General features: G+C 68.3%; 18 protein-coding genes. 9 read left to right on the top strand and 9 right to left on the bottom strand.

Translation table 11 applies throughout. The annotated features are described in order from the left end of the window. The first annotated feature begins 26 nt into the window (after positions 1 to 26). Positions 27 to 767: an ABC transporter ATP-binding protein gene (locus JQX13_RS06635; RefSeq protein WP_239014581.1), complete on the top strand. Its 741-nt coding sequence runs from the start codon at positions 27 to 29 to the stop codon at positions 765 to 767. Here JQX13_RS06635 and JQX13_RS06630 read toward each other — a convergent pair. Then, positions 764 to 1159, bottom strand: coding sequence for a hypothetical protein (locus JQX13_RS06630; protein ID WP_203408219.1), 396 nt, complete (start codon positions 1157 to 1159; stop codon positions 764 to 766). The two genes, JQX13_RS06635 and JQX13_RS06630, sit on opposite strands and share 4 nt — an antisense overlap. Positions 1160 to 1307: 148 nt before the next feature. Here JQX13_RS06630 and JQX13_RS06625 point away from each other — a divergent pair, with 148 nt between their 5' ends. The 3 genes from JQX13_RS06625 (at position 1308) to JQX13_RS06615 (ending at position 5955) form a co-directional block, all read left to right on the top strand. Further along, entirely contained in the window at positions 1308 to 3494 is a 2187-nt protein-coding gene (locus JQX13_RS06625) for a fused MFS/spermidine synthase (RefSeq protein WP_203408218.1), read from the top strand. 102 nt (positions 3495 to 3596) lie between these two features. Continuing rightward, positions 3597 to 5636 (top strand): chloride channel protein, encoded by a 2040-nt coding sequence (locus tag JQX13_RS06620; protein ID WP_203408217.1) that lies wholly within the window; start codon positions 3597 to 3599, stop codon positions 5634 to 5636. Between the two features lie 85 nt (positions 5637 to 5721). Beyond that, entirely contained in the window at positions 5722 to 5955 is a 234-nt protein-coding gene (locus JQX13_RS06615) for a hypothetical protein (protein ID WP_203408216.1), read from the top strand. 897 nt (positions 5956 to 6852) lie between these two features. Here the strand turns inward: JQX13_RS06615 and JQX13_RS06610 are convergent. From JQX13_RS06610 to JQX13_RS06600, 3 genes are all read right to left on the bottom strand, one after another. Continuing rightward, positions 6853 to 7617: a YoaK family protein gene (locus JQX13_RS06610; RefSeq protein ID WP_203408215.1), complete on the bottom strand. Its 765-nt coding sequence runs from the start codon at positions 7615 to 7617 to the stop codon at positions 6853 to 6855. Between the two features lie 130 nt (positions 7618 to 7747). Continuing rightward, positions 7748 to 8092 (bottom strand): histidine triad nucleotide-binding protein, encoded by a 345-nt coding sequence (locus JQX13_RS06605; protein WP_203408214.1) that lies wholly within the window; start codon positions 8090 to 8092, stop codon positions 7748 to 7750. A gap of 61 nt (positions 8093 to 8153) precedes the next feature. Beyond that, positions 8154 to 9620, bottom strand: coding sequence for a hypothetical protein (locus JQX13_RS06600; RefSeq protein ID WP_203408213.1), 1467 nt, complete (start codon positions 9618 to 9620; stop codon positions 8154 to 8156). 49 nt (positions 9621 to 9669) lie between these two features. On the opposite strand from JQX13_RS06600, the gene hprK reads away from it, so the two are divergent. Together hprK and rapZ are read left to right on the top strand one after the other, a co-directional pair. Next, positions 9670 to 10635 carry an HPr(Ser) kinase/phosphatase gene (hprK, locus tag JQX13_RS06595; protein ID WP_203411901.1) on the top strand — a complete coding sequence of 322 codons (966 nt, stop codon included), beginning with the start codon at positions 9670 to 9672 and terminating at the stop codon, positions 10633 to 10635. 38 nt (positions 10636 to 10673) lie between these two features. Continuing rightward, entirely contained in the window at positions 10674 to 11498 is an 825-nt protein-coding gene (gene rapZ / locus JQX13_RS06590; protein ID WP_239015249.1) for an RNase adapter RapZ, read from the top strand. A gap of 326 nt (positions 11499 to 11824) precedes the next feature. On the opposite strand, the gene JQX13_RS55275 is transcribed toward rapZ, so the two are convergent. The 5 genes from JQX13_RS55275 to JQX13_RS06565 form a co-directional block, all read right to left on the bottom strand. Beyond that, on the bottom strand, positions 11825 to 11959 hold the full coding sequence (locus JQX13_RS55275; protein WP_275424983.1) for a hypothetical protein: 135 nt from the start codon (positions 11957 to 11959) through the stop codon (positions 11825 to 11827). Positions 11960 to 12298: 339 nt separating this feature from the next. After that, positions 12299 to 13021, bottom strand: a complete 723-nt coding sequence (locus tag JQX13_RS06580; RefSeq protein ID WP_203408210.1) for a hypothetical protein — start codon at positions 13019 to 13021, stop codon at positions 12299 to 12301. Between the two features lie 90 nt (positions 13022 to 13111). Then, positions 13112 to 17311: an RHS repeat-associated core domain-containing protein gene (locus tag JQX13_RS06575; RefSeq protein WP_203408209.1), complete on the bottom strand. Its 4200-nt coding sequence runs from the start codon at positions 17309 to 17311 to the stop codon at positions 13112 to 13114. Beyond that, the gene (locus JQX13_RS06570; RefSeq protein WP_203408208.1) at positions 17308 to 18618 is read right to left on the bottom strand and encodes a hypothetical protein; all 1311 of its coding nucleotides are present in this window, start codon (positions 18616 to 18618) and stop codon (positions 17308 to 17310) included. Before JQX13_RS06570 ends, JQX13_RS06575 begins: the two co-directional genes overlap by 4 nt. 10 nt (positions 18619 to 18628) lie before the next feature. Further along, on the bottom strand, positions 18629 to 21082 hold the full coding sequence (locus JQX13_RS06565; RefSeq protein ID WP_203408207.1) for a type VI secretion system Vgr family protein: 2454 nt from the start codon (positions 21080 to 21082) through the stop codon (positions 18629 to 18631). A gap of 338 nt (positions 21083 to 21420) precedes the next feature. Between JQX13_RS06565 and JQX13_RS06560 the strand changes: the two genes are divergently transcribed. The 3 genes from JQX13_RS06560 (at position 21421) to JQX13_RS06550 (ending at position 25243) form a co-directional block, all read left to right on the top strand. Then, the gene (locus JQX13_RS06560; RefSeq protein ID WP_203408206.1) at positions 21421 to 23952 is read left to right on the top strand and encodes a DUF5916 domain-containing protein; all 2532 of its coding nucleotides are present in this window, start codon (positions 21421 to 21423) and stop codon (positions 23950 to 23952) included. A gap of 325 nt (positions 23953 to 24277) precedes the next feature. Beyond that, positions 24278 to 24724 (top strand): PTS sugar transporter subunit IIA, encoded by a 447-nt coding sequence (locus tag JQX13_RS06555; RefSeq protein ID WP_203408205.1) that lies wholly within the window; start codon positions 24278 to 24280, stop codon positions 24722 to 24724. A 33-nt stretch (positions 24725 to 24757) separates the two neighbouring features. Beyond that, positions 24758 to 25243, top strand: coding sequence for a PTS system mannose/fructose/N-acetylgalactosamine-transporter subunit IIB (locus tag JQX13_RS06550; RefSeq protein ID WP_203408204.1), 486 nt, complete (start codon positions 24758 to 24760; stop codon positions 25241 to 25243).

Here is a 25243-nt window from a genome sequence, read left to right as displayed (position 1 = left end):
TCAGCGCGGGCTACGGGCCCACTCCCGTGCTGCGGGACGTGGACTGCGTGGTGCGTGCCCGGGAGCTGTGGGTGGTGCTCGGACCCAACGGCACGGGCAAGAGCACGCTGCTGCGCGGGGTGCTCGGGGAGATGCCGTGGACGCGCGGAGTCATCCGGCTGCTGGGCCGCGAGCGCGGAGAGTGGGAGGCGAGGGCGCTCGCCCGGAACGTGGCGTGGGTGCCGCAGAACTTCGAGCCCGCCGAGGGCTTCAGCGGGCTGGAGCTGGTGCTGATGGGGCGCAGTCCGCACCTCGGGCTGTGGGGCCTCACCTCGACGAGCGACGAGGCGCTGGCGCGGGAGGTGTTGGAGGAGCTCGGGGTGGCGTACCTGGCGGAGCGCTCCTGCGAGGCCATGTCCGGAGGCGAGCGCCGGATGCTGCTGCTGGCGCGCGGGCTGGTGCAGCAACCGAAGCTGTTGCTGCTGGACGAGCCCACCGCGTTCCTCGACGTGGCCCACCAGGTGGGGGCGCTGGAGCGGGTGCGCGCGCGGGTGGACGCGGGCCTGGGCGCGGTGGCGGTGCTCCACGACGTCAACCTCGCGGCGGCCTTCGCCACCCACGTGCTGCTGATGCGCGACGGGCAGGTGCTGGCGCGGGGCCTCGCGTCGGACGTGCTGCAACGCGAGCGGCTCGAGGCCCTCTACGGCGTCCCCATGGAGATGGCGAGCGCCCCCTCGGGAGCGCGCCTGTTCGCCCCTCGCGCGCGTTGGACGGCCGGGCGGGATTAGCGCGAGCCCTGGTTCTTGATCTGGTCCTGGGCCATCTTCCTGGCGTTGTCCGGGCCCCCGCCCACGCCCAAGGGCGCGTCCCGCCGCTCCCGGGGAACCACCTGGGGCTGGTTGATGAGGTAGGGCCCTCCCTGGCCTTCACCTTCCCGGCTCTCTCCGTAGGTGTGCTGCTCCTGCCAGTTGTCGGGCATGGCGAGCCCCGAGCCAGACCCGCCCGTGCCGGCCTCCTGGCCGCTCTGCGACTCCGAGGCGGACGGGCTCTTGTACTTCTGCTGGGTGGGCGTGTAGGGCATGCCCGTCTGCTTCGCGTCCTCCGTCTGACGGGAGACGCAACCCACGGCGAGCGCTCCCCCCAGTCCCAGAACCATCGTCCATTCCAACCAGCGCTTCATCGTCTCCCTCCTGGCGGAAATCCGTTCCCTGCTGTCCCCTGAAGGTAGGAACTCGGAGGAGGGCGACCACGCCAGGAGGCGGCGCCCGCTCGGTTGCCCGCTCGGGGACGCCCCTCCTGGACTACGCTCCGTCTTCCGAGGCCCGGCCATGCTCCGCTACGCCCTCACCCTGTTCCTCAGCGCCTTCCTGCTCTTCGGCGTGCAGCCGCTCGCGGGCAAGTACGCGCTGCCGTGGTTCGGCGGCACGCCGTCGGTGTGGACGACGTGCATGCTCTTCTTCCAGCTCATGCTGCTGGGCGGCTATGCCTATTCGTACGTCAGCGTCCGCCGGTGGAGCCCGAGACGGCAGGCGCGGGTGCACCTGGGGCTGCTGGGGTTGACGGTGGCGGTGTTGGCAGGGCGTGCGCTGCTGACGGGCTCGCCCGTGGCTCCCGGGCCCGAGTGGCGCCCCGCGGCGGACGGCATCTCCACCGCGAGGTTGCTGGCCATGCTCGCGGTGTCCCTGGGGCTGCCCTTCTTCACGCTGTCCACCACCGCGCCGCTGCTGCAGAGCTGGTTCAGCCGGGTCCGGCCGGGCACCTCGCCCTACCGGCTCTACGCCCTCTCCAACGCGGGCTCGTTGCTGGCGCTGCTGGCCTACCCCTTTCTCGTCGAGCCCTGGCTGGGACGCGGGGTGCAGGCGTGGGCGTGGGCGGCGGGCTTCCTCCTCTTCGCCGGGGGCTGCGCGGCGTGCGCCTGGGAGGTGCTGCGGCGGGGAGAGGCTCGGGTGCCGGGGGACGAGGCGGTGACGGACGGTGGGCCCTCGCCGGGCGTGGGGCGCGTCCTGGCGTGGCTGGGGTTGAGCGGGGGCGCCTCGGTGCTGCTGCTGGCCACGACGAACCAGCTCTCGCAGGACGTGGCGGCCGGGCCCTTCATCTGGATGCTGCCGCTGGCCCTGTACCTGCTCACCTTCATCCTCGCCTTCGAGCGGGAGGCGCTCTACTCGCGCCCCCTCACCGCCCTGCTGTTGCTGCTGGCGGTGGGCGGGGTGACGAGCACGGCCTTCGCGAGGGCGCACGTGTCCCTGCCGGTGCAGGTGCTCGTGCACTCGGGGGCCCTCTTCTCCGGAGCCCTGCTCTGTCACGGCGAGCTGTACCGGTTGCGGCCCGCGCCACGCCACCTCGGCGCCTTCTACCTCTGGGTGTCCGCGGGAGGCGTGCTCGGCGCCGCCTTCGTCCACCTGGCCGCGCCCTTCCTCTTCCGCTCCTACCTGGAGTACCCGCTCACGCTCGGGGCCTGCTGCCTGCTGGCGGCGCTCGTCCTGCTGCGCCGCGCTCCGGAGGAGTCCCGCGCCCGGCTCATCCTCCGCCAGGCCTCGGCGCTCCTGCTCCTCCTCATGGCTGGCGGCCTCGGCCTCGCGGTGAAGGACGGCCAGGACTCGCGTGAGTCGCTGCGCGGCTTCTTCGGCGTCATGCGCGTGGTGGAGACGGGACGGGAGGACCCGGACGCCCACATGTTCACGCTGTTCCACGGCAACGTCCTGCACGGCTTCCAGTACGCCCGGCCCGAGCGCAGGCGGAGGCCCACGTCCTATTACACACCCGAGAGCGGGCTGGGGCTGGCGCTCACCGAGCAGCGGCGGCTCAAGCAGGCCCAGGGACTGCCACCCTCGTTGCGCGTGGGGGTGCTGGGCCTGGGCGTGGGGACGATGGCCGCGCTGGGACGCGCCGGGGACACCTTCCGCTTCTATGAAATCAATCCCCAGGTCATCGCCCTGGCCCGGGGGGAAGGGGGCTACTTCTCCTTCCTGCGCGACACGCCGGCCCGGGTGGAGGTGGCGCGGGGGGACGCGCGCATCCTGCTCGAGCAGGAGCTGGCGCACGGTGCGGCCCAGGGCTTCGATGTGCTCGCGGTGGATGTCTTCAGCTCGGACTCCATTCCGGTGCACCTGTTCACCGAGGAGGTGGTGGACGTGTACCGCGAGCACCTGGGCCCCAGGGGCGTGCTGGCGATGCACATCAGCAACGCGCACCTGGATCTGCTGCCCGTCGCCCTGGCGCATGCGAGGGCCTCGGGCCTGCACGCCACGCTGGTGGAGAAGGGCTCCTCGGAGGACGCGAGGGCCACCTCCTGGTTGCTGCTCAGCCGGGAGCCGAGGTTCTCCTGGGGGGAGACCTTCCGGCGCGAGGACAGGCAGGTCCACCGATTGACGCTCGAGGGACCCCCGCGGGTGCGGTGGACGGACGAGCACAACAGCATGCTGCCGCTGGTGGCGGCCTTCGGGGTGGACCACCACGACATCGTCGAGGAGTCGGCAGTGGCGCCCCCCGCGGTGGCCGTTCCCTCCGGACCCTGACGCGCGCAGTGTCCGCTGGATGAAGGCCCGGCGAGATCGCGCCCTCCTGTCGGGTGCGGGCGTGAGAGGTTGGCATTTTCAACCTCGAGTGTCCGTGGGCTGATGAACACCTCTTCGCAGGAGGGTGGTTGGTTGGGCCGCCAGTTGGTGCGGCTGGAGCGGTGGGTACTGACGCTGTTGGCGGCCACCAATCGCATCCGGTTGCCGGGGCCTTCGGTGCTGCCGGTGGCGGGCGCGGTGGTGGGCCTCTACAGCGGCCTGGCCGCGGGCCTCTTCGCCAACCTCATCGCGCTCGTCAGCGGCCTGGTGCTGGGCTTCCCGAGCCTGATGGATGATCGGAAGGAGCTGGCCCAGTCCTTCGCCGAGGCGCGCTGGCACCTCGAGTACCTCATCGTCGGTGTTCCCCTGGGCCTGAGCGCGCTGGTGCTCGCGCGCATCATGCTGCCCGGTGGCCCGCGAGACGAGGTGAAGCGCCGGTTGAAGGTGCTGGGGCTGCTGGTGCTGGGCGCGCTGTCGCTCTACTACCCGCTGGTGGCGATGGCGGCGGTGAACTCGGTGCTGGGGCACACGGAGGACGTGGGGCGGAGCATTCAACAGTTGCAGCCCTGGTTGTTGCCGCTGCTGCCCATGGTGGGAGGCCTGGTGGTGGGCCGCGTGCTGCGCAACCGTCCCGAGACCCACGGCCACGGTGTTCCCGAGGTGGTGAAGGCGGTGGAGCGCGAGGGCCGGCTGTCCGGGCATGACGGGGTGATGAAGCTGGTGGCGAGCGCCATCACCATCGGCACGGGGGGCTCGGCCGGGCGCGAGGGGCCCATCGTGTTCGGAGGCGCGGCGTTCGGCTCGGAGGTGGGGCGCACGCTGGGCTTCACCCGGCGCGAGCTGGCCATCCTCCTGGCCAGTGGCGCGGGCGCGGGCATCGCCGCCTCCTTCAACGCTCCCATCGCGGGCGCCATCTTCGCGATGGAGATCATCCTGCGCGAGTTCCAGCTGCGCGTCTTCTCTCCCATCATCCTCGCCAGCGTCACCGCCACCATGGTGGGCCGTGGCGTCATGGGCAACGCCGCGATGATCCGGCGGGTGGCCTACAGCATGGTGAGTGGCTGGGAGATCGTCTTCTACGCGATGCTGGGGCTGGTGACGGGAGTCCTGGCGTACGCCTTCATCCGGATGATGCACGGCGCCGAGGAGTTCTTCCAAGGCAAGAGGCCGGGACGGCTGAGTGCCTTCCTGGGACGGCAGCCGATGTCGCTGCGGGCGGCGCTGGGCGGATTGGTGGTGGGGTGCCTGGCGCTGATGCACCCGGTGGTGTGGGGCACGGGGCACGAGTACATCAACCAGGCGTCGGCGCGGACGCTGTCGCTGACGCTGCTGGCCTCGGGTTGCCTGCTCAAGCTGGTGGGCACGTCGCTGACGTTGGGCTCGGGAGGTTCGGGAGGGACGTTCTTCCCCATGACGGTGATCGGGGCCCTGGCGGGAGGGGCCTTCGGGGAGGTGCTGCACGCGGTGATGCCGGCCCTCACCGCGCCGAGCGGCGCCTACGCGATGGTGGGCATGGGCGGCGCGGTGGCGGCGCTCACGCGCGGGCCGCTCACGGGGCTGATGATGGTGTACGAGCTGAGCGGCAACTACGCCATCATCCTGCCGCTGATGGTGACGTGCACCATCGCCTCGGCGCTGTGCCACTCGTTGGTGGAGCGGAAGGCGGGAGTGGATCCGCACACGTTGCGGCGCACGCCGGTGCGCTCGCTGGTGGCATGGGTGGAGCCGGTGGGGCCGGAGCTGCCGGCGCCGGCGCTGCGTGAGCGGCTGCTCACCGCGCCCGTGGCGGCGCTGCCCGTGCGGGGGGCGGACGGCCAGCTGCGGGGCGTGGTGACGGCGAGCACGCTGGGAGAGCGTTGGCGCGAGGCGGGGGACGAGTCCACGGTGGCGGCGCTGGCGGATCTGGCGCGCCCGGTATCCGTGGACACGCCGGTGGGCGACGCGCTCGAGGCCATGGACACCCAGCTCGTGGACGCGCTGCCGGTGCAGGGAGACGGGCAGGTGGGGGTGGTGACGCGCGTGGGACTCGAGCGCTTCCTTCGCGGGGAGCGGCGCAAGCCCCGGGCCGAGCCCGCCTTCGCCGCGACGGAGATTCCCCGTTAGGCACCCGTGGCGGGCGCGTGGCCTCGCGGCTCCTCGAGCATTTCCCTGTTACCCTGCGCTCTTCACATTCGTCTGGGGGGAGTGCATGAGCTGGCGACTCACCGTTCTCTCGACGTTGTTGCTGGCTGTCTGTGCGGGATGCCCACACGCATGGGGGAAGAGAGGCACCATCGAGCAGGCCGCGGCGCAGGACATCGACGAGATGCTGCACGAAGAGGACTGCCCACTTGATGTGAAGACCTGGAAGAAGCTCTGTTCGATGCCCGGGAACTGGGAATCGAGTCAGTGCCCACGGGAATGCCGGATCATCTACCCATGAAATGGCGTATGCCGCTCGCCATCCTTCTCGGTCTTCTCCTGGCGGCACCGTTGGCGGGGTTGGTGTACGCGTCATTCAATGGAGGGATGAGGCAGGCTCCAGACCCGGCGGTGATTGTGATGCTATCTCCCGGAGAACGTCAGGGGCTGATGACCTATGGACGCCACTGTCGGCGGAGCAATGAGTGTGAGCCTCCACTTGGCTGTCTCTTCGATACGCGATTCATGGCGAGCTACTGCACCGATAGCAGGTGCGTGACGGACCAGGACTGCTCGGACGGCTTCTCATGCCGCGTCATGCCCGCGAGGGATGGCGTCTCTCGGGTCCGCATCTGCGCGCTCGTCGGGGTTCGAAACGAGGGCGAGCCTTGCCTGATATCGTCCGACTCTCGGGAGTCCGCATGTGGGCCAGGGCTTGTCTGTCAGGGCCGCTGTGGCCGCCCATGCCGGTTGGACGAGCCCAAGAGCTGCCCCGAGGGCTTCTTCTGCAAGGGCGGTCTCGATGGTCCTTCCTGCTTGCCCACGTGTGAGGACAGGGCTTGTCCAGAAGGCCAGCAATGCATTCGAGTCGACGAACGTGTGTCGATATGTGCGGTGGTTCATGGCCAGAACTGCCAGCGGAAGTCCTGTCCCGAGGGACTGCGATGTCTGGTGGATGAGCCCTCGGGTCATCGGGGCGAAGCCTGGATGGAGTGCGTCGCGTTCTGTGGCCAGGGCAGGAGTTCTTGTCCCGAGGGGCTCATCTGTCATCAGTCCATGTGCCGGACTCCCTGTGTCCCGAGTGTGCCTGGCGCATGTGCACCCCACCAGAAATGCCACCGCGACTCGGATGAGCAACCCTGGAGGTGCGAGCCGGACCTCTGAGCTTTTCGTGATGCACCGCGACGGAGATTCCCCGTTAGGCACCCGTGGCGGGCGCGTGGCTGCCCGCGGGGCTGATGTCGAGCGCCATCACCAGCAGCAGCACCACGCATGGCATGGCCATGGAGGGCGCGCCGTAGCGCAGGAAGAGGAGCGAGCCGAGCGTGCTGCCGGACAGGAAGGCGAGGGCGAGGCCCAGGTGCAATCGGGTGCGCTCGAACTGATCCGCGGAGGGCAGAGCCATCACCTTGCGCCAGAGGCCGAGCAGGCCCCGCTCGCGGGCGCCGTCCCGCACCCAGACGACCATGCGCACCAGTTGGATGCCGATGTCGGTGAGCACGCCGGTGAGGTGGGTGGTGCGCACCACGGCACCGGAGACGCGGGTGACGAGCGCGTTCTGCAGGCCCATGGCGAAGGACAGGCCCCACATGAGCGTGGGCTCGTTGGCGTTGGGGTGCTCGTGTGCCCACAGCCCCACCGCGCCGAGCGTCACCGTCTCCAGGAAGAGCGCCGGGGTGTGGCGGCCCCGCTGCCGGTGGCGCGAGGCGTCCAGCAGCGCCGCGGCGGTGATGGCGCCCAGGACGAAGGCGAACACCAGCCTGCCCGCCAGGAGGACGCCGTCCCACTGACCTCGGGCGGCCGCCTCGCCCACCGCGGTGACGTGCCCCGTCATGTGGGTGGTGTGTTGGCCGAAGGCGAAGAAGCTGGTGGCGTTGACCGCTCCGGCCGCCCCCGCCAGCAGCAGGGCCAGCGTGGAGTAGGCGAAGCGGCCACGCCGTGACGTCGCTGCGCTGAAAGGCATGGCTCGCAAATGGCCTCCCCGGCGGAGGCCTCGGCGAAGGGTGTACCACTTCCCCTGCTCGAGTGCTGGCTCCCCTCGGCGACGCGGAGGCCCGGGTCGCCCGCTCGGGTTCCAGCCAGGCGCGAGCGGCCTATCCCGGTGGCCACTCCATGGGGCGTCCGCCCAGCACGTGCAGGTGGATGTGGAACACCGTCTGCCCGGCGTCGCGGTGGGTGTTCATCACCAGCCGGTAGCCGCTGTCGGCGATGCCTCGCTGGCGGGCCATCTTCGCGGCGGTGAGGTACAGGTGGCCCACCTGCTCGCGGTGGTCCACGGTGAGGTCGTTCACCGTGGGGATGTGCTCGGTGGGGATGACGAGCAGGTGCGTGGGGGCCTGGGGATTGATGTCCTCGAGGACGAAACACAGCTCATCGCGGTGGACGACCCGGGCGGGGACGTGGCCATCGCGAATCTTGCAGAAGATGCAGTCGGACATGACGCCCCGGCTTAGCAGTGCGGGGAGCGGGGGGGAATAGCCCCGTGAACCAGGGGACGGCTCACGGAAGACGCGAGGACCAGGCTGGATCCGGAGCGCAGCCCCCATGCGGCAGCCGTACGAGGACGAAGGGCCCCTCGGAGGCCACCACCTCTCCGTTGGCCACCGCGCCGGACAGGGTGAGGACGTGGCTGAAGAGGCCGGATTCGCGCCGGGGCCCATTGTGAGCGTAGAGGGGCACGTCGCGGTGGAAGTAGCTGTAGCCACCCGTCCAGGCCAGGTGTGCCGCCTCCACCTTCAGGCCGCACACGTCCGGGAGCCGGCCCGCGGCGATGAGCAGGCGGTTGACGGGCCCGAAGTCGTCCCAGGCGCTCGCGCGGGGCTTCACGTTCTCGTATTGCCCCAGGTCCCCGAAGGTGAGCTGTCCCGTGCGCAGGCCGGAGAAGCCGGCCACCCCCACCACCGCCAGCGGCAGGGCGAGCCGCGCGGGCGAGGGCGGCAGGTGGCGCAGCACCGCGTCCAGTCCCACGCCGGCGAGCGCGGCGAACAGGGGCAGCACGGGCACGAGGAAGCGCAGCTCCTTGTGGGGCTGCAGCGCGTGGAGCACGAAGAAGGCGGCGGCCACACCGAGCAGGCCCGGGGCCCGCCTCGCCGCGAGCAGCGACAGCCCCAGCGTCACCAGCGTGACGGTGCCCATGGCGCGCATCAGGACGCGGCCGTAGTACGCGAAGGGGGCGGTGCCCCAGGCGGCGGCCTTGCCCTGCACGAGGTTGAAGTCCAGGTACACGAGGGCCGAGTGGAACCAGCGGCCCCAGGTGAGCCTGTCCAGCAGTCCGAAGAAGAAGGCCCACGCGGCGAGCACGGCCAGGGCCTCGCGAGCGGACCGCCAGTCGCGCCGCGCCGCCAGCACCCCCACCAGGCCCACGCAGAAGATGCCATTCTGCAGGCGCAGCAGCACGGCGAGCCCCAGCAGGGAGGCCCCGGCCACCACCGCGCGGCGCGAGGCCCCGGGCGCGAGCGCCAGCGCCAGTCCCAGCACCACCGCCGGCGCGGAGGCGTTCTCGCTCATGGCCCGGGGGGCGAAGTAGAGGGGCACGGCGGCGAGCGCGAAGAGCGAGGCCCCCGCGGCGGCCGCCAGCGCCGAGGCCCCGTGGGCCCGTGCCAGCCGCCAGCTCCCCCAGGCACTGACGGCCCCCAGCAGCCCGAAGACGCCGCGCGTCAGGCCCAGGTACCCCCGGGGCCCGTCCAGGCCCACCCCGGCGGACAGCTTGAAGAGGGCCGCCACCAGCGCCGGCAGGGCCCAGTTGCGCGCCCCCTCGATGAACTCCCAGGCCTGCATCCCGTAGCCGAAGACGAGCCGGTGCGCGGGCTCCAGGCTCTGGAAGACCTCGTCCGGCCAGTAGATGCCGTCATCCGTGAGCGCCAGCCACACCCGGAGTGAGCCTCCCACACCCAGCGCCAGGATGAGGATGGTCCGGGCGAGGAGACGATCGGTGGGGGGGACGGGGGTGGGAGGGGAGGCGGACATGAGGGTTCACCACGCAAAAAGTCCGGCGGGTGATATTCCACCCTTGCCGATGAACTCTATCCGGGTATCCCAGCTCCTCGAAGACCGCGAGTATGACCTCCAGCTCACCCTGGTGGCGGGCGAGCGGGGGTTGAACCGCCGCATCAACTCCTCGCGTATCCAGAAGCCGGGATTGGCGCTCACGGGCTTCACCGAGCACCTCCATCCGCACCGGGTCCAGGTGTTCGGCAACACGGAGGTCTCCTACCTGCTCACGCTCCCGCTGGAGCGGCAGCGCGAGGTGCTGGATTCGCTCTTCCAGGAGGAGCTGGCCTGCGTGGTGGTGACCAAGGGCCTGGCGCCGCCCCCCGCGCTGGTGGAGGCGTGCGAGAAGGCCGGGCTGGCCCTGATGCGCTCCCCACTGCTCTCCAGCACCTTCATCCAGCAGGTGCAGGCCTTCATGGAGGATGCCCTGACCGAGTCCAGCAGCCTGCATGGCGTGCTCATGGACGTGTTCGGCGTGGGCGTGCTGCTGCTGGGCAAGAGTGGCATCGGCAAGAGCGAGATCGCCCTGGACATGGTGATGCGCGGCCACCGGTTGGTGGCGGACGACATCGTGGACGTGACGCGGCGGCGGCCCGGCGTGGTGTACGGCACGGGCAACCCCGTCATCCGCCACCACATGGAGATTCGCGGCCTGGGCATCATCAACATCAAGGATCTGTTCGGCGTGGCCTCGGTGCGTGAGCGCAAGAAGATCGAAATGGTCATCGAGCTGCACGAGTGGGATCCGCAGCAGGAGTACGATCGGCTGGGCGTGGAGGACCGGTTCATGAACATCGTGGGCGTGGACATCCCGCTGTCGGTGGTGCCGGTGCGCCCGGGACGTAACATGACCACCATCATCGAGGTGGCCGCGCGCAACCAGCTTCTCAAGCAACAGGGCCACCACTCGGCGAGGGAGTTCGCCGAGCGGCTCAACCGTGCCATCGCCGAGGGGGCGATGCGCCGTTCCATGGGTGAGGAAGTCGAGTGAGCAACGCCCCGGCCAAGCACATCGTCGTCATCACGGGCATGTCCGGCTCGGGCAAGTCCACCGCCATCCGCGCCTTGGAGGATGTCGGCTTCTTCTGCATCGACAACCTGCCGGTGTTGCTGCTGCCCAAGCTGACGGAACTGGCGGGAGGCGGGCAGTTCTCGCACCTGGCGCTGGTGGTGGACGCGCGCGAGGGCGTCTTCCTGCAGGAGGCGCCGCGGGTCCTGGACGAGGTGCGCCGGGCGGGGCACCAGGTGGAGGTGCTCTTCCTGGACGCGAGCGACGAGAGCCTCATCCGCCGCTTCAGCGAGACGCGCCGCCGCCATCCCCTGGCGCCCACGGGCAGCGTGGCCGAGGGGCTTCGCGCCGAGCGCGAGGCGCTCAAGGATCTGCGGGAGATGGCCGATCAGGTCATCGACTCGTCGGTGCTCAACGTGCACGACCTGAAGCGCATGGTGCAGGCGCGCTTCAGCCCGGAGCCGGCGAGCGGGCCGTCGCTGTCCGTCATGTCCTTCGGCTTCCGGCATGGGGTGCCGCCGCAAGCGGACCTGGTCTTCGACGTGCGCTTCCTGCCCAACCCGTACTTCGTCCCGGAGCTCAAGGGGCTGACGGGGAAGGACCCGAAGGTGGCGGCGTACGTGCTGGACCGCGAGGAGACGCAGCAGTTCGTGGAGAAGGTGGTGGACCTGTGCCGCTTCCTCTTCCCGCGCTACCAGAAGGAAGGGAAGGCGTACCTGACGGTGGCGCTGGGGTGCACGGGCGGTAAGCACCGCTCGGTGGCCATCGCCGAGGAACTGCGCAATCGTCTCATCGGGGACCATCCGCGCGTGCAGCTCTGGGACCGCGACGTCGAAAAGGAGTAGGGGGCGCCGACGCACCGGGGGCCAGCCGCTTACGTTTCCTCTGAATGGGTAGGGAGGGCGGGGCGGAGGGTCTACTCGCCATGAGTCAGCCGCTTGCGCGTGCCTCCGTCAAGAGAACGGGGAGGAGGCAGCCCTCGGCATGGGTCAGGTACGTGTGGTGCTCGCCGTGACGGTCCTTGTCATTCACGTAGGATAACGCGGTTCGCCTCGGCCTAGGAGCTTGTCGGAGTATCGCCCCAAAACGTATCCTACATACCAACCGTAGCGGTGCGTTCGACTCGCACTACTCGATATGTAGTGGGTCGTGGGAATATTCCGACAGGCTCCTAGGTGACGAGCCACTCCAGCACCTCGGCAAGGGAATGGGCCGGAACGGCCTTGTCGTCCTCGTCGCGGCCGAAGTTGATGACCTGACTGCCGTGCTCCCCGTCCGCAGCGGATGCGCCGGCCGATGGCGTCATACTCGGCCGTCCAGAGCTCACCCCGCCCGTCCTCGATGCACACCAGCAGGCCCGCGCTGTCGTACGTGTATCGGGTCCGGATGCCATTCACGCGTGCAACTGTGGAGCCGCGACATCGACGAGGAGTAGGGAGCTTCCGGGCGCTTCATTCGAGAGCTGTCATCGAGGCCCAGAAAGGGGGCGGGCTTCTCCTCGAAGAGCGGCCTGGTAGTACTTGATGACCTTGGAGATACCGGAGGCGCCGTCCAAGGGCCACTGCCAGACCTCCATCATCGTGGCTCATACGTGCGAGGAATCCCTCGTGGAGCTTGGACGGATTCATGTTCTGCCTACGGCTGGTCAGATCCACTCGATGTCGAGCGCTTCTGGCGGCATTCTCATGAGAGGCTCGACATCGAGGAAAATACCGTCTTCGTTGAGCCAGCGAATGGCGTCTGCTCCGGTGTCGTCCGGATCGACCGACCACGAGCCTCCGATTGCCTTTGTCTTGGCTGCTACGGTGCGGAGGAATGCGTTGAGCCGGGGTGTATGGCGGCCAGCCAGCTCCCGGTTGTCGAACATCCGCTCGTAGTCACATGCCGGATGGGCTGAGCCATAGATCCATGGAAACCAGATGTCCGAGTGGATGGCGAGGCGCACTTCGAGCGATTGCGCGTTAGGGGGGTTCTGGGGCTCGAGCGAAGCGCTACCGTACTCAAGCCGCTTGCCTGTCACGCGGAGTGGCGGATAGTGCTTCATGAACCCAGGGGGAATGGAGTCCGGTGATGGCTCGAGCCCTGCGATCAGTGCGCCGAGATCCGTGCAGGGACGCTCCACCAGCCGATCCTTGGCATCGTACCAGGCCAGGATGGCACTCGCCGTGGACGAGCGCGGTTGGCCTGGCATCATGGCTGCGCCAGTGAAGCCGAAGAGATCGACGATACGGTGCTGATGGTACAGTGTAGTCAGCAATGCGTAGAGATCGCCATCGCGTTCTCGTTGATAGTGGATGAGAGGTGCTTCGATGAATTCCAGCACATGGTGCTGGATGCCAGCGGAAAGCAGGTGCTGCGCGAACTCCAACAAGGACTCCGGCCGGGTACGCAGAGCACTCAGATCAGCAACCCAGGTAGCAAAAGCCCTTTCGGTCTGGATCCACAAATTACGCATGAGTCAGTTCGGTTTCAGCTGTTCGGGTGTGAAGACGTAGGGCTCGGCCTTGGTCGAATTAGAGATGCGCACCTCGCCGGGGTTGAGGTTGTCGAGGTTCTCTATCTTGCCACGTAAGGCATCGCGGAGTTGTTGCTCCGTTGCATTGTTGAGGGAGTTATTGGGAGAATCAATGCGGATATCGGCGATGCGCTTGTAGCCGTCAGGCGGAAACTCGCCACCAGAACCACCTAATTGATCCACTGCCGACTGTAGATTGCGAATCACAGCATCTTCTTTTGCTCCCGTGACCGCTTTCATCTGGAGAGCCTCGGTCTGGGTGTGGTCTACGATGTCCGCTTGGCCGCTCTTCGGATCGGTCGGTATCTTGCGGCGGCCCTCAATGGACACCTCATTGCCCTTCATGGCGCGTTGGTGCGCCTCATGGAATTGGTAGAGCTTGCCACGTTGGCCCTGCTTGAGTTCCTGCCTGACTTCTTTGAGGAACCCGTTCAGACCACGCAGGTTTTCGAGTTTTCCGCTGTCGACGAGTTCACGGACCTCACGGAGGATGCCCATTTCGTCTGCGAGTTCGAGGGTCTGCTTTGCAAGGTGCGGCGCCATCTTGTCGCCGATCAAAGAGTTGTACGTGCCAACCCCCTCATCGCCGTACTTGGATCTCACCTGCTCGACCGGATCCTGCCCGGTCTTGGTATGACCGGGACTTTTCTGGTTGTGGGTGAGCCCGAGGACATCGAACTGGACGAGCGGGTTGGGGGCGTAGGCATACAAGTTGATGCCTCCGCCAAGTCCGAGTGGGTCGCTCTGCAGGTAACGTCCCAACCTGGGATCGTAGTAGCGGAAGCGGTTGTAGAAGAGGCCCGTCTCCGTGTCCAGGTAGTGCCCGGGCCAGCGCAGGTTCAGTTCCAGTTCGGACGACGGTGCGACCTCCACTTGTCCATAGGGGTCGATTTGTTCCGCCCACCACACCACCCGTCTGCTTGCATCCTCTACGCATGAGGGAATGCCGGCCTGGTTGGTGTGCAAGGTGTAGACACGACCGCTCTCGGGAGTAGCCTCCACGCTGTCGTAGTCCACGAATAGAAGTGGAACCAGTGCGTCGTGCGCCGCATATACATACAGCCGCATTCGCCCCTCGGGTGAAACCTCTGCGGCCAGTCGCTCCCCATCCCAGTAGAAGTGAGTCTGCCTCGCTCCTCGCCCACACCGAATGCGGCGGCCAATGGCGTCATACTCTGCCGTCCAGGCCTCGCCCCGTTCGTCCTCAACGTGCACCAGCATGTCCGCGCTATCGTACGTATAGCGCGTGGATAAACCTTCGTAGGAGCGGCGCTCCCGGAGATGGTTGCGGTGGTCGTAGGTGAAGGCCTCGCCGTTGGCTGAGGCCATGCGGTTACCCTCGGCGAGCACCACGTTGCGCAGGCCTGGCTTTTCCAGCAGGTTGCCGGCTGCATCCAACCGATAGTGGACGCTGCCCCGCGGTCCTTCCTCTTGCACCAGGCGATGAGCCGGGTCCGTGGCGTACCGCGTCTCCCCCCGGATGCTGTCCCAGACTCCGATGAGGTCTCCCTCTAGCGTATAGTCGTAGCGCACCCAGTGGGAATGGAGCGCCCCATCGTGTGTCGGCTTCCAGGTCAGGCTTGAGCGCAGCCTGCCCGCATCGTCGTACTGGCGTAGTTCGCATGTTCCATTGGCGTGTTCGCGTAGAACCAGCCCTGTCGGATCTCTGCGCAGCCGGTGTTGGCCACCTGTTGGATCCACCAACAGCAGGTCCCCTTCCGTATCGTCCCCTTGCAGCTTCCAGGTGAAGCGTCCCATCACGACCGTGTAGCGTGCCGCTGGAGTTTGAATGTGCTCCACGCCCCAGCCATCACGTAGGTCGAACAGCATCCGTCCCTGGGCATTGCGCAGGAGCCGTACCTCATGAGCCGCCGTGGCGGCGCGAGTGGGTCGACCTCGCTCGTCCCAGGCCAGGAGGTGCCGACCGCCTGAGGCCAGGTGCCGCGTTGACGTGCGTCCCTCCTGCCCGTGCTCGATGCGCATCAGCAGCTGGCCGTGGCTGTCCCGCTTCTCCACCAGACGGTCACCCGCGTCCCAGACGTACTCTTCCTTGAGGATTCCGTGGCGCCAGATGCGGATGAGACGGTCTTTCTCGTCGTATTCATACTCGCTGACGCTTCCTCCTGGATCGACGGTGCGCGTCACTTGCTCCGTGGATGAGTATTCGTAGCTGGTGGTGTGACCCATCCCGTCCACTTCCGCAGTGAGCAGGTTCCAGCGGCCAATTCGGCGCTCGCGCCCCCGGCCATCGGCGTCCCGGTGCCATACCTCGTTGCCCGCGAGGTCGTAACGCCACTCGCGTTTGCGCCCGGCGGCGTCAACTTCCCGCACTAGGCGTCCCTGACTGTCATAGGCACGCACCGGCTGGGGCTCTTCCTGCAAGGCTTCAGGACGCAGCCGTATAAGGAGCGCGACCAATCCGGAGAGCTCGGTTGGCACCTGAAATAGCAGCGTCCGAGATGCACCCGGTACAGCACCCGGCAGTTCATCCATTCCCCCGCCCAGCATGTGTCCCAGCGGCGTCCGGGGATGGACGAACATGTCAGGTGGGGTGGGGCGCGGCAGTTCCTCCGGTGGGGGCAGCATCCGCTGGTACGGGTCCAGGCGCCCCATCAATGCGCCGTGCTCGTCGTACACCAGCTGCGTCACTCGCCCGCCGGAGTCCACTTCCCTCAGGACACGGCCTTCCGCGTCCACCTCGCGCACCATGACTCCGCCATAGGGGTCCGTCAGCTTTCGCAGGGTGAGGTTCTCGTCGTATTGGAAGACGCTGACGCCGCCCTGGCGCTCGGTGACGCGTGACTCACGCTTCTCGGAGTCGTACTCGAAGCGCGCCCACCACAGTCCATCCTCGCCCGAGGCCTCCGTGCAGCGGCCCTGCGCGTCGTAGCGCCACCAGAAGCTGTAGCCGGTGGGCGTGCGCATCCGCGTCCAGCGGTGCGCGTCGTCATACTGGTACTCGTGCAGTCCACCCTCGGCATCGTGTGACACGATGAGGTGGCCGAGCCGGTCGTACTCGTACCGGGCCACGCGTCGCGTGCCGCTGGTCTGCACGCGGAGCACCTCGGTGAGCCGGCCCGCGATGTCGTAGACGAAGCGGTAGCGGTAGAGCCCCTGGGGCGAGCGCTCCGTCACCTCGCTCAACCGCTCGCCCTCGTGGCGCAGCTCCAACTCGGTCGTCGCCGAGCGCACGAAGCGCAGCCGTGCGACATTCTCCCCGGCGGCGGCCTGGAGCACCAGGCGCGGCCCTCGGCCCTCGGAAATCTGGTAGCATCCCCCGTCCAGGCGGCGGAGCACCACTCCGTGCTGCTTCGTCTCGCTCTCACCCTTTTTCAGGGGCGTGAAGTCGATGACTCGGCCCCTGGCGTCCTCGTAGCGCCAGGCCTGGCGCAGCAGGTGGAGCGTGTGCTGGTACTCGTGCCGGAAGCCCCAGCCCATCACTCCCTGGCGGTCCGCGTGCGCGGTGGTGTAGCGGCGCCGCCAGCAGAAGAGGCCCGGGGGCGCGGAGCGCACGTCCACGAACTCGTCGAAGTTGGCGCCGGTAATCACGTCCACCGGATGGCCGCCGTTGCAGTGCACGCCGTTCTGCGCCTTGCGTGCAGCGCGCATCTTCTTCAGCTTCGACAGCAGCGCGCCCAGCACTGCCATGCCGGCGCGCATTCCCAGCGCCATGAGCGAGATGGTCGGCGGTCCGCCCACCACGACGGGCAGCGGGATGGACAGCACCATCGTCGTCGGGAGCACCAGGCTCTTGACCACCTTCTTCTTCTTGGGCCGCGGAATGGGCGGCATCCCGAGGTCCTGGCAGCTCAGCGCCGGCAGGGCGAGGTGGCTGAAGGCATCGCCGTCCACCGAGACGGTGGAGCTGCCCATGAAGACCTCGGACTCATTGGCCGGGGGCTTGATGAACACGCCGCCCATGGGGATGTGGGGCGGGAGCGCGACGCCCGAGGAGCCCGCCTGCGCCCGGGGCAGACCTCCGACCAGCACCGTCGCGCCCAGGATGGGCACGTAGTCCATCGGGTCGAACACCATCCCGATGTGCGGGTGGGGGATGGGCACCGGCGGCACCGGGCCGGGTGGCTGGATGATGTGGATGTCGATTCCCAGCAGCGGATCGAAGTGCTTGGCGGCCGGCATCATGACGGCGTTCCCCGCGAGTCAGAAGGCCGCCAGCGCGGCCCCAGGAGTTTCTCCAACTGTCGTGTGAGGGCCTCCCCGTGATCGCGGTACTTCCACGTCCGGGTGAGTCGCACCATTCCCTCGCCCAGGTATCCCAGCGTGGACGAGCGGCGCGTCTCGTCATCCATCCGCTGTGCCACCTTGAGGCCCTCGACTCCACAGCGCCACGACGCGTCGGGCGCGCGCGCCATCTCGTGGCAGTACGCCGCCATGCGCCAGCACTCCAGCAGCATCCGCGTGTCCTGGAGTTGCTCGGCCAGGGGGGCCGTCTCCTCGTACACCGTGGCTCCCCGCTCGTACGAGCCGGCCGAGACGAACGCGGCACCGAGCGCCAGCCGGACCTTCAGCCTCAGCGCGAGCGCCGTGGGCTCTCCGCGCGCATGCGCCTCCAGCGCCGCTTCCTCGGCCTGCCGGTAGGTCCGGATGGCCTCCACCGGCCTGCCCATGGCGAGGTAGCCCGCGCCGAGCGCGAACCAGGAGGCGACCAGCAGGTGTCCCCACTTCTGTTGATGCGCGAGGATCGCCGCCTCGCTCGCGAGTTGCTCGGCGCGCCCCAGGTCCTTCGCCTTGAGGGCCCGGCTCAGTTGCACGTACAGGTGCCGGTAACGGCCATAGGGGGTATCCAGGCGCCCGGCGGCGGTGGAGACCTCCTCGAGCGCCGCTCCCATGTCCAGGTCCGCCACGTGCGTCCGGACGCGGCGCCCCTGCTTCCGAGCCACGTCCGTGAGAGTCGGGGCCTCGCGCGAGTCGATGCACACGAGCCGCACGTTCGGCTCACGGGCGCGCAGCACCGCGCGCTCCACCCACTGTGCCCAGGCCTGGGCGGGCATTCCGCCCTCGGGCAGGAGCACGAGCACCAGATGTCGGAACAGGGGCTGGTGGTGCGCGTGGAAGGAGGCGGCCGCCTCGAGGAGCGTGTCCACGTCGTCCTGACCTCGCGTGGGCCGGGGGGCCGTCCACGAGGCGTCAGCGCCCGCGGCCGTCAGCTCGTCACGGATGGAGGTGTATTGCTCGGCCAGGGACTCCACCACGTCCAGCCCGTACTGCTCGGGCTCCTCGAAGGGCGTGGTGAGGCGCAGGAACAGGTCGGGCGTGGCGCCGCTCTCGTGGTCCTCCACCTGGAAAAACGTCTCCAGCAGGTTCCACTCGTCGTGGGCGAGTACCCAGTGCAGCAGCCGCGCCTCGGGGTCCTCCGCGAACTCGCGCCACTGGGCGCGCAGCCGCTCGAGGCGTCTCTGGATTGGCGCTCGGATGTTGTTGTCGGCCATATGCCAGGCGTCAGTTGATCTTCACCATGCCGCCGGTGATTTCGTTCAGCGCCGCTCCCGCCGAGCTGACCTTCGGGCCGGACACCGCCACTCCCGTGGGGTCCAGCTTCACCGTGCCAGCTCCTCCCGCGAGGGCGACCTCCACTGCGCCGGTGATTTCGATCTTCGTAGGCGAGAGCTTGATGGAGCAGCCGCCGCAGGTCAGCGCGATCTCCGTGCCGGAGCTCACGGAGATCTTCCCGCTGTCCTCGATGTGCACCTCTCCCGATCCGTGGACGAGCTTGATGTAGCTGCCCGCGTTGAGCTCCACATGCCCGCCCTCGAAGGTGAAGGTGGTGGGGCCCTGGGTGGTCTGGTGCTTCACATCCGCGGTGACCAGGCGTTCGGCGCTGACGGTGAGCTCGTCGTTGGTGGTGACGGTCGTCTCCCGTCCGGCCTGGAGCGTGACGGTCTCCTTGCCTGTCACCATCTTGGCTCGCGTGCCTCCAACCGAGTACGTCTCTTTGCCGTCCACCGTGAGGCTTCGCTCGCCGTGGATGGTGACGGTCTCGTTCACGTTCACCGTCTCGGTGCGGTTCTTCTCGACCGTGACGGTCTCGTCCTTCTTCACCGTCTTGGTGCGGTTGCCGGAGACGGTCATGGACTGGTCTCCGCCCACGCTCTCGGTCTGGTTGACCTTCACGGTGTTGGTCTGGTTCTTCTCCACCGTGTTGGCCTGGTCGTTGTTCACCTGCGTGGTGTGGTCGTGCTCCACCACCTCCATCAGGTCCTTCTGCGCGTGGAGGAACACCTGCTCCTCGCCCTTGGCGTCCTCGAAGCGCAGCTCGTTGTAACCCTCACCTCCCGGCGAGCTCTGGGTGCGCAGCGTGCTGCGGGTTCGCTCCTCGGGCAGCTTCGAGGGCGGTGGGTTGGCTCCGTTGTAGACGCAGCCGATGACGAGGGGCCGGTCGGGGTTGCCTTCCAGGAAGTCGACCACCACCTCCATGCCCACGCGGGGAATGAAGAGCGAGCCGAAGCCGGCTCCTGCCCACGTCTGCGCCACGCGCACCCAGCACGAGGCCTTCTCGTCCTCCTGGCCCACCCGGTCCCAGTGGAACTTCACTTTGATGCGGCCGTGCGGGTCGGTGTGAATCTCCTCCCCCGAGGGCCCCACCACCGTGGCCGTCTGCAGGCCGGGGATGCGGCTGCGCGTCAGCGCGTACTCCGGCCGGAAGGGCACGGACAGGGGGATGCATTCGAAGCGGTTCTCGTACCTCTCTCTCGTCGCTCGCCCGTCGGAGTCCTGCCGGGAGAAGAGGGGCTTCTCCTCGGGGGCCTCGCCTAGGTGCTCGACGCGGGTGAGGAGGTAGGCTTGGTCCAGCTCGGCGCGTGCGTGGCCCCGGAGCTCGAAGGTATGGCCCGGGCAGAAGCCCATCACATTGCCGCGGCCCCGCCCCTTCTTCTGGCCCGATTGCTGGCCTTCGCGCAGCAGGCGGGCCCGGGCGGCCGCGTCCTCCTTCGTGTACCGGTGGTTGCCCGAGTCGTAGTCCGAAAGGGTGAGCTCCGCCGGATAGAGGTACGCCTCGCGCCCGCTCTCGTGCTCGGCCCGCATATCCTTCGTCAGGTCCAGCCGCGGCCGCGTCCAGTCGAAGTCCCGCACCACCACGCCCGTCGGGCGAAGCGAGGTGGACCACTCCAGCCCCCGGAGCGTCTCCACATGTGCGAGCGTGCCGGCATCGTTCGCTATCCACACGGGGCCTCCCTCCTGCGTCTGGCAGGGCTGGAAGGGCGCGTTGGCATCCACCAGGACGAGCTCCTCGGCGTCGCCGGCGTGCTCGAAATAGAAGGCGATGCCTTCCTCCTTCATCAGTCGCAGGACGAAGTCGAGGTCCGACTCGGCGTACTGCACGCAGTACTCGCGCTTGGGGTACTCGCGCTGGAGCGACAGGCTTACCGTTCGCTTGAACGGGGTGAGGCCTTCACTCAGTACGTCCTGCAGCACCTCCGGCACCGTCATTTCCTGGAAGATGTACGAGTCGATGCGCTGGGAGAGCTCCCAGAGGGCCGGGACGACCTCGACGCGCACCATGCGTTTGTCGGCTAGGGTTCCCAGGTCCTCCACGTGGCGCGCGATGCCGAGCACTTGACGGGAGAGCATCTCGCGCTCCATGCGCAGCGTGCACGAGGAGCCGAGCAGCGCATCGGTATCCACTACAGGCCCTTCGAACACCAGGTCGATGGTGGCCGTGTAGAGCTCGGACAGGCCCTCACGCGCGTGGACGCGTCGCACGTGCCAGGGTGCTCCCGGTTTTGCCGAGGAACTGAACGTGTAGTGCACATGGGGCAGCGGGTTGCCGCCCCCGAGCAGCGAGAGCACTCCGGAAAGCGCCCCGCTCACGCTCCCCCCTTCGAGACTCCTGGCGAGCTGCGTAGCCGTGGATGCCACCTGTGCCACCTGTTGGAGGCGCTCGTCGAATGAGGACATGGATTCCCCCGAAGGCTGTGAAGAGCTGTCAAACTATCACGGCTTTAAATTCGGGCTGCTAGCCCTGCAAGCAGTCCGTACCTCACGGGCATGGGGTGCTTCGCTGTGCAAGGCGGCAATCAACCTGGAGGCATAAGGAGAAATACATGGACCCCTCGCCCTCCTGATGAGCGAGGGGCCCTCGTCCAGACGTCCTGGAATGGGAGCACATCCAGGGCGCACGCGTGTTCCTTGGCCCCGAAATGCAATCCCTCCTTGCGGCCCCCCTGCTTGCCTCCCTGCTCCTCGTGGGACCTACTGCCCGGGCCCAGGCTCCCGCCGAGATGGGCGAGCGGCGCATGGAGGCCGTCCGCGTGGAGAAGGGCCCCCGGGTGGACGGTGTGCTCGATGACGCCGTCTGGCGGCGCATCCCCTTCACCAGCGACTTCACGCAGAAGGAGCCGGACCAGGGCAGGCCCGCCTCGCTGCGCACCGAGGTGGCGATCGTCTATGACGCGGAGGCCCTCTATGTGGGCGCGCGCATGGCCAGCGACAAGCCCGAGGACATCGAGACGGTGATGACCCGGCGCGACGAGAGCGGCTCCGCCGAGCGTTTCATCCTCTCGTTGGACACGTACCGGGATCGGCGCACCGCCTATTCCTTCGCCGTCACGGCGGCGGGGGTGCGCGTGGACTGGTACCACCCGCAGGACGACGAGTACACCCGTGACTCCTCGTACAGCCCCGTCTGGCAGGCCCGCACCACGCAGACGGCGGAGGGCTGGGTGGCCGAGTTCCGCATCCCCTTCTCGCAGCTGCGCTTCAGCGGCGCCGCCGAGCAGGTGTGGGGCGTCAACTTCAACCGCTACATCCCCCGCCGCAACGAGGACGACTTCTGGGTGGTGGTGCCGCGCGATGTCACGGGTTGGTCCTCCCACTTCGGCGAGCTCACCGGCATCCGCGGCGTGGCCCCCTCGCGCCGCGTCGAGCTGGTGCCCTACGTGTCCGGGGACCTCCAGGCGATCTCGGGCGCCAACCCCCGCGCGGGCACGCCCTTCGAGAGCCGCCGCCCGTACTCGGGCCGCGCGGGCCTGGACGCCAAGGTGGGCCTGGGGCCCAACCTCACCCTGGACGCCACGGTGAATCCGGACTTCGGGCAGCTCGACGCGGACCCGGCCCAGGTGAACCTCACCGCCTTCGAGACCTTCCTCGAGGAGCGCCGCCCCTTCTTCTCCGAGGGCAGCCAGCTCTTCAGCAACGAGTATGGGCCCGCCTGGTTCTACTCGCGCCGCATCGGAGGGCCGCCGCGTCTCTCCGCGGAGGCGGACTTCGTCGAGTCCCCCCGGGCCAGCACCATCTGGGGCGCGGCGAAGCTCACGGGGCGCCTGTCCTCGGGGCTGTCGCTGGGGGCCCTGGGCGCCTTCACGGGTGACGCGTTCGCGGACACCTACGACTTCGCCACCGGGAAGCAGGAGCGGGTGAAGCTGGACTCGCGCACCGGCTTCGGTGTGCTGCGCGCGCAGCAGGAGCTGGGCGACGGGGGCTCGGTGGTGGGCGCCACCCTCACCACCATGCAGCGGGGCATTGGCGAGGGACGGAGCCTCACCCTCACGCGGGAGCTGGCGCGCGAGGCGTACTCGGGGGGCGCGGACTTCCGGCTGCGCCTGCTCGGCGGCGAGTACTTCCTCTCCGGTTTCGCGGGCGGCAGCCTGGTGCGGGGAGACCCCGCCGCCATCCTCCGCCTCCAGGAGTCCAGCGCCCGCTACTTCCAGCGGCCGGACCAGCGGTACGTGCGTTTGAATCCGGAGGCCACCGCGCTGTCCGGCTACACGCTGGGCGCGAAGATGGAGCGGGTGAGTGGCGAGCACTGGCTGTGGAGCATCAGCGCCGGCGCGGTCTCCCCTGGCTTCGAGCTCAACGACATGGGCCGGCTCAACACCGCGGACGACATCGACGTCGACGTGGGGCTGACGTACCGGGAGACGGACCCGGGCCGCTTCCTGCGCAACTGGGAGCTGACCCTGTCCGCCTTCACCAACTGGAACTATGGGCTCACGCGCCAGTCCAGCAGCCTGTCGCTGAATGGCTCCGTCACCTTCCCCAACTTCTGGGCGGGCGAATTCCGGGCGACCTACATGCCGCGCTCCCTCTCGGACTCGCTCACCCGGGGCGGGCCGCTGATGCAGACGGCGCGGGGCGTGGACACGGAGTTCTCCCTCACCAACAGCTACTCCGACACCACGCGCTGGACCCTGGGCGGCGGGGCGTGGACGTACGAGCAGGGCAGCCGCGGTGGTTTCGTGACGGCCTCGCTCACCCTTCAGCCGCACCGGCGCCTGCGCCTGGGCATCGAGCCCAACGCCTCCCTCTACACCGATGGCATGCAGTACGTGGACACGCTGGAGGGGGGGCGCGCGGAGACGTACGGCCAGCGCTACGTCTTCGGCTCCGTGCGGCGTCACGAGCTGGCGTTGCGGCTGCGCGCCAACCTCTTCCTCACCCCGGACCTGAGCCTCGAGGCCTACGCCGAGCCCTTCGCCTCCAGCGGCACCTTCGGAAGCTTCGGGGAGCTGGAGCGGGCGGGAGGCCGTTCCCTGCGCCGGTATGGCTCCTTCACGCGTCTGGCCGACGGTGGGCTGGAGGTGGCGGATGGCGGCTCCTCCTTCCAGCTGTACGACCCGGACTTCAACATCCGCTCCTTCCGCGGCAACGTGGTGCTGCGCTGGGAGTGGCGGCCGGGCAGCACGCTCTTCCTCGTGTGGCAGCAGGACCGCTACCTGGGCCTGGCCCGGGGCAACCCGCTCGCGCCGCGCTCCCTGGGTGACGCGCTCTCCTCTCCCGGTGGGCACACCTTCGCCCTCAAGTTGAACTGGTGGTTCCCCGCGGGCTGAGCTCTGCTCTCCTCGGGGTCCGAGTGAGGGCTGTGCGCCTGCGTGCTCACATCCTCATTCCATCCGCTCCTTCCCCGGGGAATGGCAAGATGTCCTCGCCCGCATGGTGGCCGTCGCCTCCTCGTCTGGCAGCCGACAGCCCATCGTCCGTTTGGAGGTGAAATTCCGGGCGGAGAGACCGGACCTGACTTACCTTCCTCCTGGAAGGGAAGGTGGGCGAGGGTAGGGAGCGAGCTTGGGTGCCAGCGGAAACTTTCGGCGGGGGTTGCGCATCGCACCATTCAGGCGTAGTCAGGCAGCCCTGGGGGGCTGGTGAGAGGTGATCATGGTCGGCCTCGTAGTGGCATCGCACGGACGTCTGGCGGACGAGCTGGTGGCGACCGCCGAGCAGATCGTAGGCAAGCTGCCCGCGGTGGCGACCTGCAACATCGAGCCTGGGACCTCGGTGGAGGATCTCCGGGCGAAGATGCGGCAGGCGGTGACCGGCGTGGATCAGGGCGAGGGGGTCATCGTCATGGCCGACCTCTTCGGTGGGACTCCGTGCAAGGAGTCGCTGATGATGTGTTCGGAGCGCTGTGAGTCGGGCAAGTTGGAGGTGCTCGCGGGCGTGAACCTTCCCATGCTCCTGAAGGCCAACTCCTTGCGCTCCGAGGAGATGCCGCTTTCGGAGATGGCCAGCCAGCTGGCGTCCTATGGTCAGCGCAACATCACCTGTGCTTCAGCCCTGTTGCGAGAGGCCCAGCAGCGTCAGCAGACCGTGCCGCGAACTTGACGGCCCCCCGAGGGTGGGCGATTCGAGACTGCCGTGATCTCCCTGGTCCGCGTCGACAACCGCCTCATTCATGGACAGGTCGTCGAGGCCTGGCTGCCGCATCTGAAGGTTTCGCGCGTCGTCGTCGCCGACGATGAAGCGGCCTCGAGTCCCCTGGTGCGCGCCGCCATGGCCCTGGCGGTGCAGAGCGCCATCGAGGTGCAGATCCTCCCCCTGGCGCAGGTGGACTTCGCGGCCGTCTCCAAGGACGCGGTGAAGACGCTGGTGCTGCTGAGGGACGTGGCGGCGGTGCCCTTCGCGCAGGCGCACGGGCTGAAGGTGGAGCAGCTCAACCTGGGCAACGTGCATTTCGGGACGGGCCGGCGGCAGGTGTCGCCGTCCGTCTTCCTGGCCGAGTCGGAGCTGCAGGTGTTGCAGCGGCTGGCGACCGAGGGCGTGCGGGTGGAAGCGCGAGCGGTCCCGGTGGAGAAGCCGGTGGAGCTGGCGGAGCTGCAAGATCGCTGGGGAAAGGCGGGGTGA

It is taken from the genome of Archangium violaceum, from assembly GCF_016859125.1.
Taxonomy (GTDB): domain Bacteria; phylum Myxococcota; class Myxococcia; order Myxococcales; family Myxococcaceae; genus Archangium; species Archangium violaceum_A.
Note: the sequence above shows the minus strand (reverse complement) of the source record. Positions and strands in the feature narration are given on the sequence as shown.

Excerpts from the sequence above, each read along its gene's own strand:
- JQX13_RS06630 (WP_203408219.1), bottom strand. The coding sequence starts at position 1,159 with ATGAAGCGCTGGTTGGAATGGACGATGGTTCTGGGACTGGGGGGAGCG.
- JQX13_RS06625 (WP_203408218.1), top strand. The coding sequence starts at position 1,308 with ATGCTCCGCTACGCCCTCACCCTGTTCCTCAGCGCCTTCCTGCTCTTC.
- JQX13_RS06620 (WP_203408217.1), top strand. The coding sequence starts at position 3,597 with ATGAACACCTCTTCGCAGGAGGGTGGTTGGTTGGGCCGCCAGTTGGTG.
- JQX13_RS06615 (WP_203408216.1), top strand. The coding sequence starts at position 5,722 with ATGAGCTGGCGACTCACCGTTCTCTCGACGTTGTTGCTGGCTGTCTGT.
- JQX13_RS06610 (WP_203408215.1), bottom strand. The coding sequence starts at position 7,617 with ATGCCTTTCAGCGCAGCGACGTCACGGCGTGGCCGCTTCGCCTACTCC.
- JQX13_RS06605 (WP_203408214.1), bottom strand. The coding sequence starts at position 8,092 with ATGTCCGACTGCATCTTCTGCAAGATTCGCGATGGCCACGTCCCCGCC.
- JQX13_RS06600 (WP_203408213.1), bottom strand. The coding sequence starts at position 9,620 with ATGTCCGCCTCCCCTCCCACCCCCGTCCCCCCCACCGATCGTCTCCTC.
- hprK (WP_203411901.1), top strand. The coding sequence starts at position 9,670 with ATGAACTCTATCCGGGTATCCCAGCTCCTCGAAGACCGCGAGTATGAC.
- rapZ (WP_239015249.1), top strand. The coding sequence starts at position 10,674 with ATGTCCGGCTCGGGCAAGTCCACCGCCATCCGCGCCTTGGAGGATGTC.
- JQX13_RS55275 (WP_275424983.1), bottom strand. The coding sequence starts at position 11,959 with ATGACGCCATCGGCCGGCGCATCCGCTGCGGACGGGGAGCACGGCAGT.
- JQX13_RS06575 (WP_203408209.1), bottom strand. The coding sequence starts at position 17,311 with ATGATGCCGGCCGCCAAGCACTTCGATCCGCTGCTGGGAATCGACATC.
- JQX13_RS06570 (WP_203408208.1), bottom strand. The coding sequence starts at position 18,618 with ATGGCCGACAACAACATCCGAGCGCCAATCCAGAGACGCCTCGAGCGG.
- JQX13_RS06565 (WP_203408207.1), bottom strand. The coding sequence starts at position 21,082 with ATGTCCTCATTCGACGAGCGCCTCCAACAGGTGGCACAGGTGGCATCC.
- JQX13_RS06560 (WP_203408206.1), top strand. The coding sequence starts at position 21,421 with ATGGAGGCCGTCCGCGTGGAGAAGGGCCCCCGGGTGGACGGTGTGCTC.
- JQX13_RS06555 (WP_203408205.1), top strand. The coding sequence starts at position 24,278 with ATGGTCGGCCTCGTAGTGGCATCGCACGGACGTCTGGCGGACGAGCTG.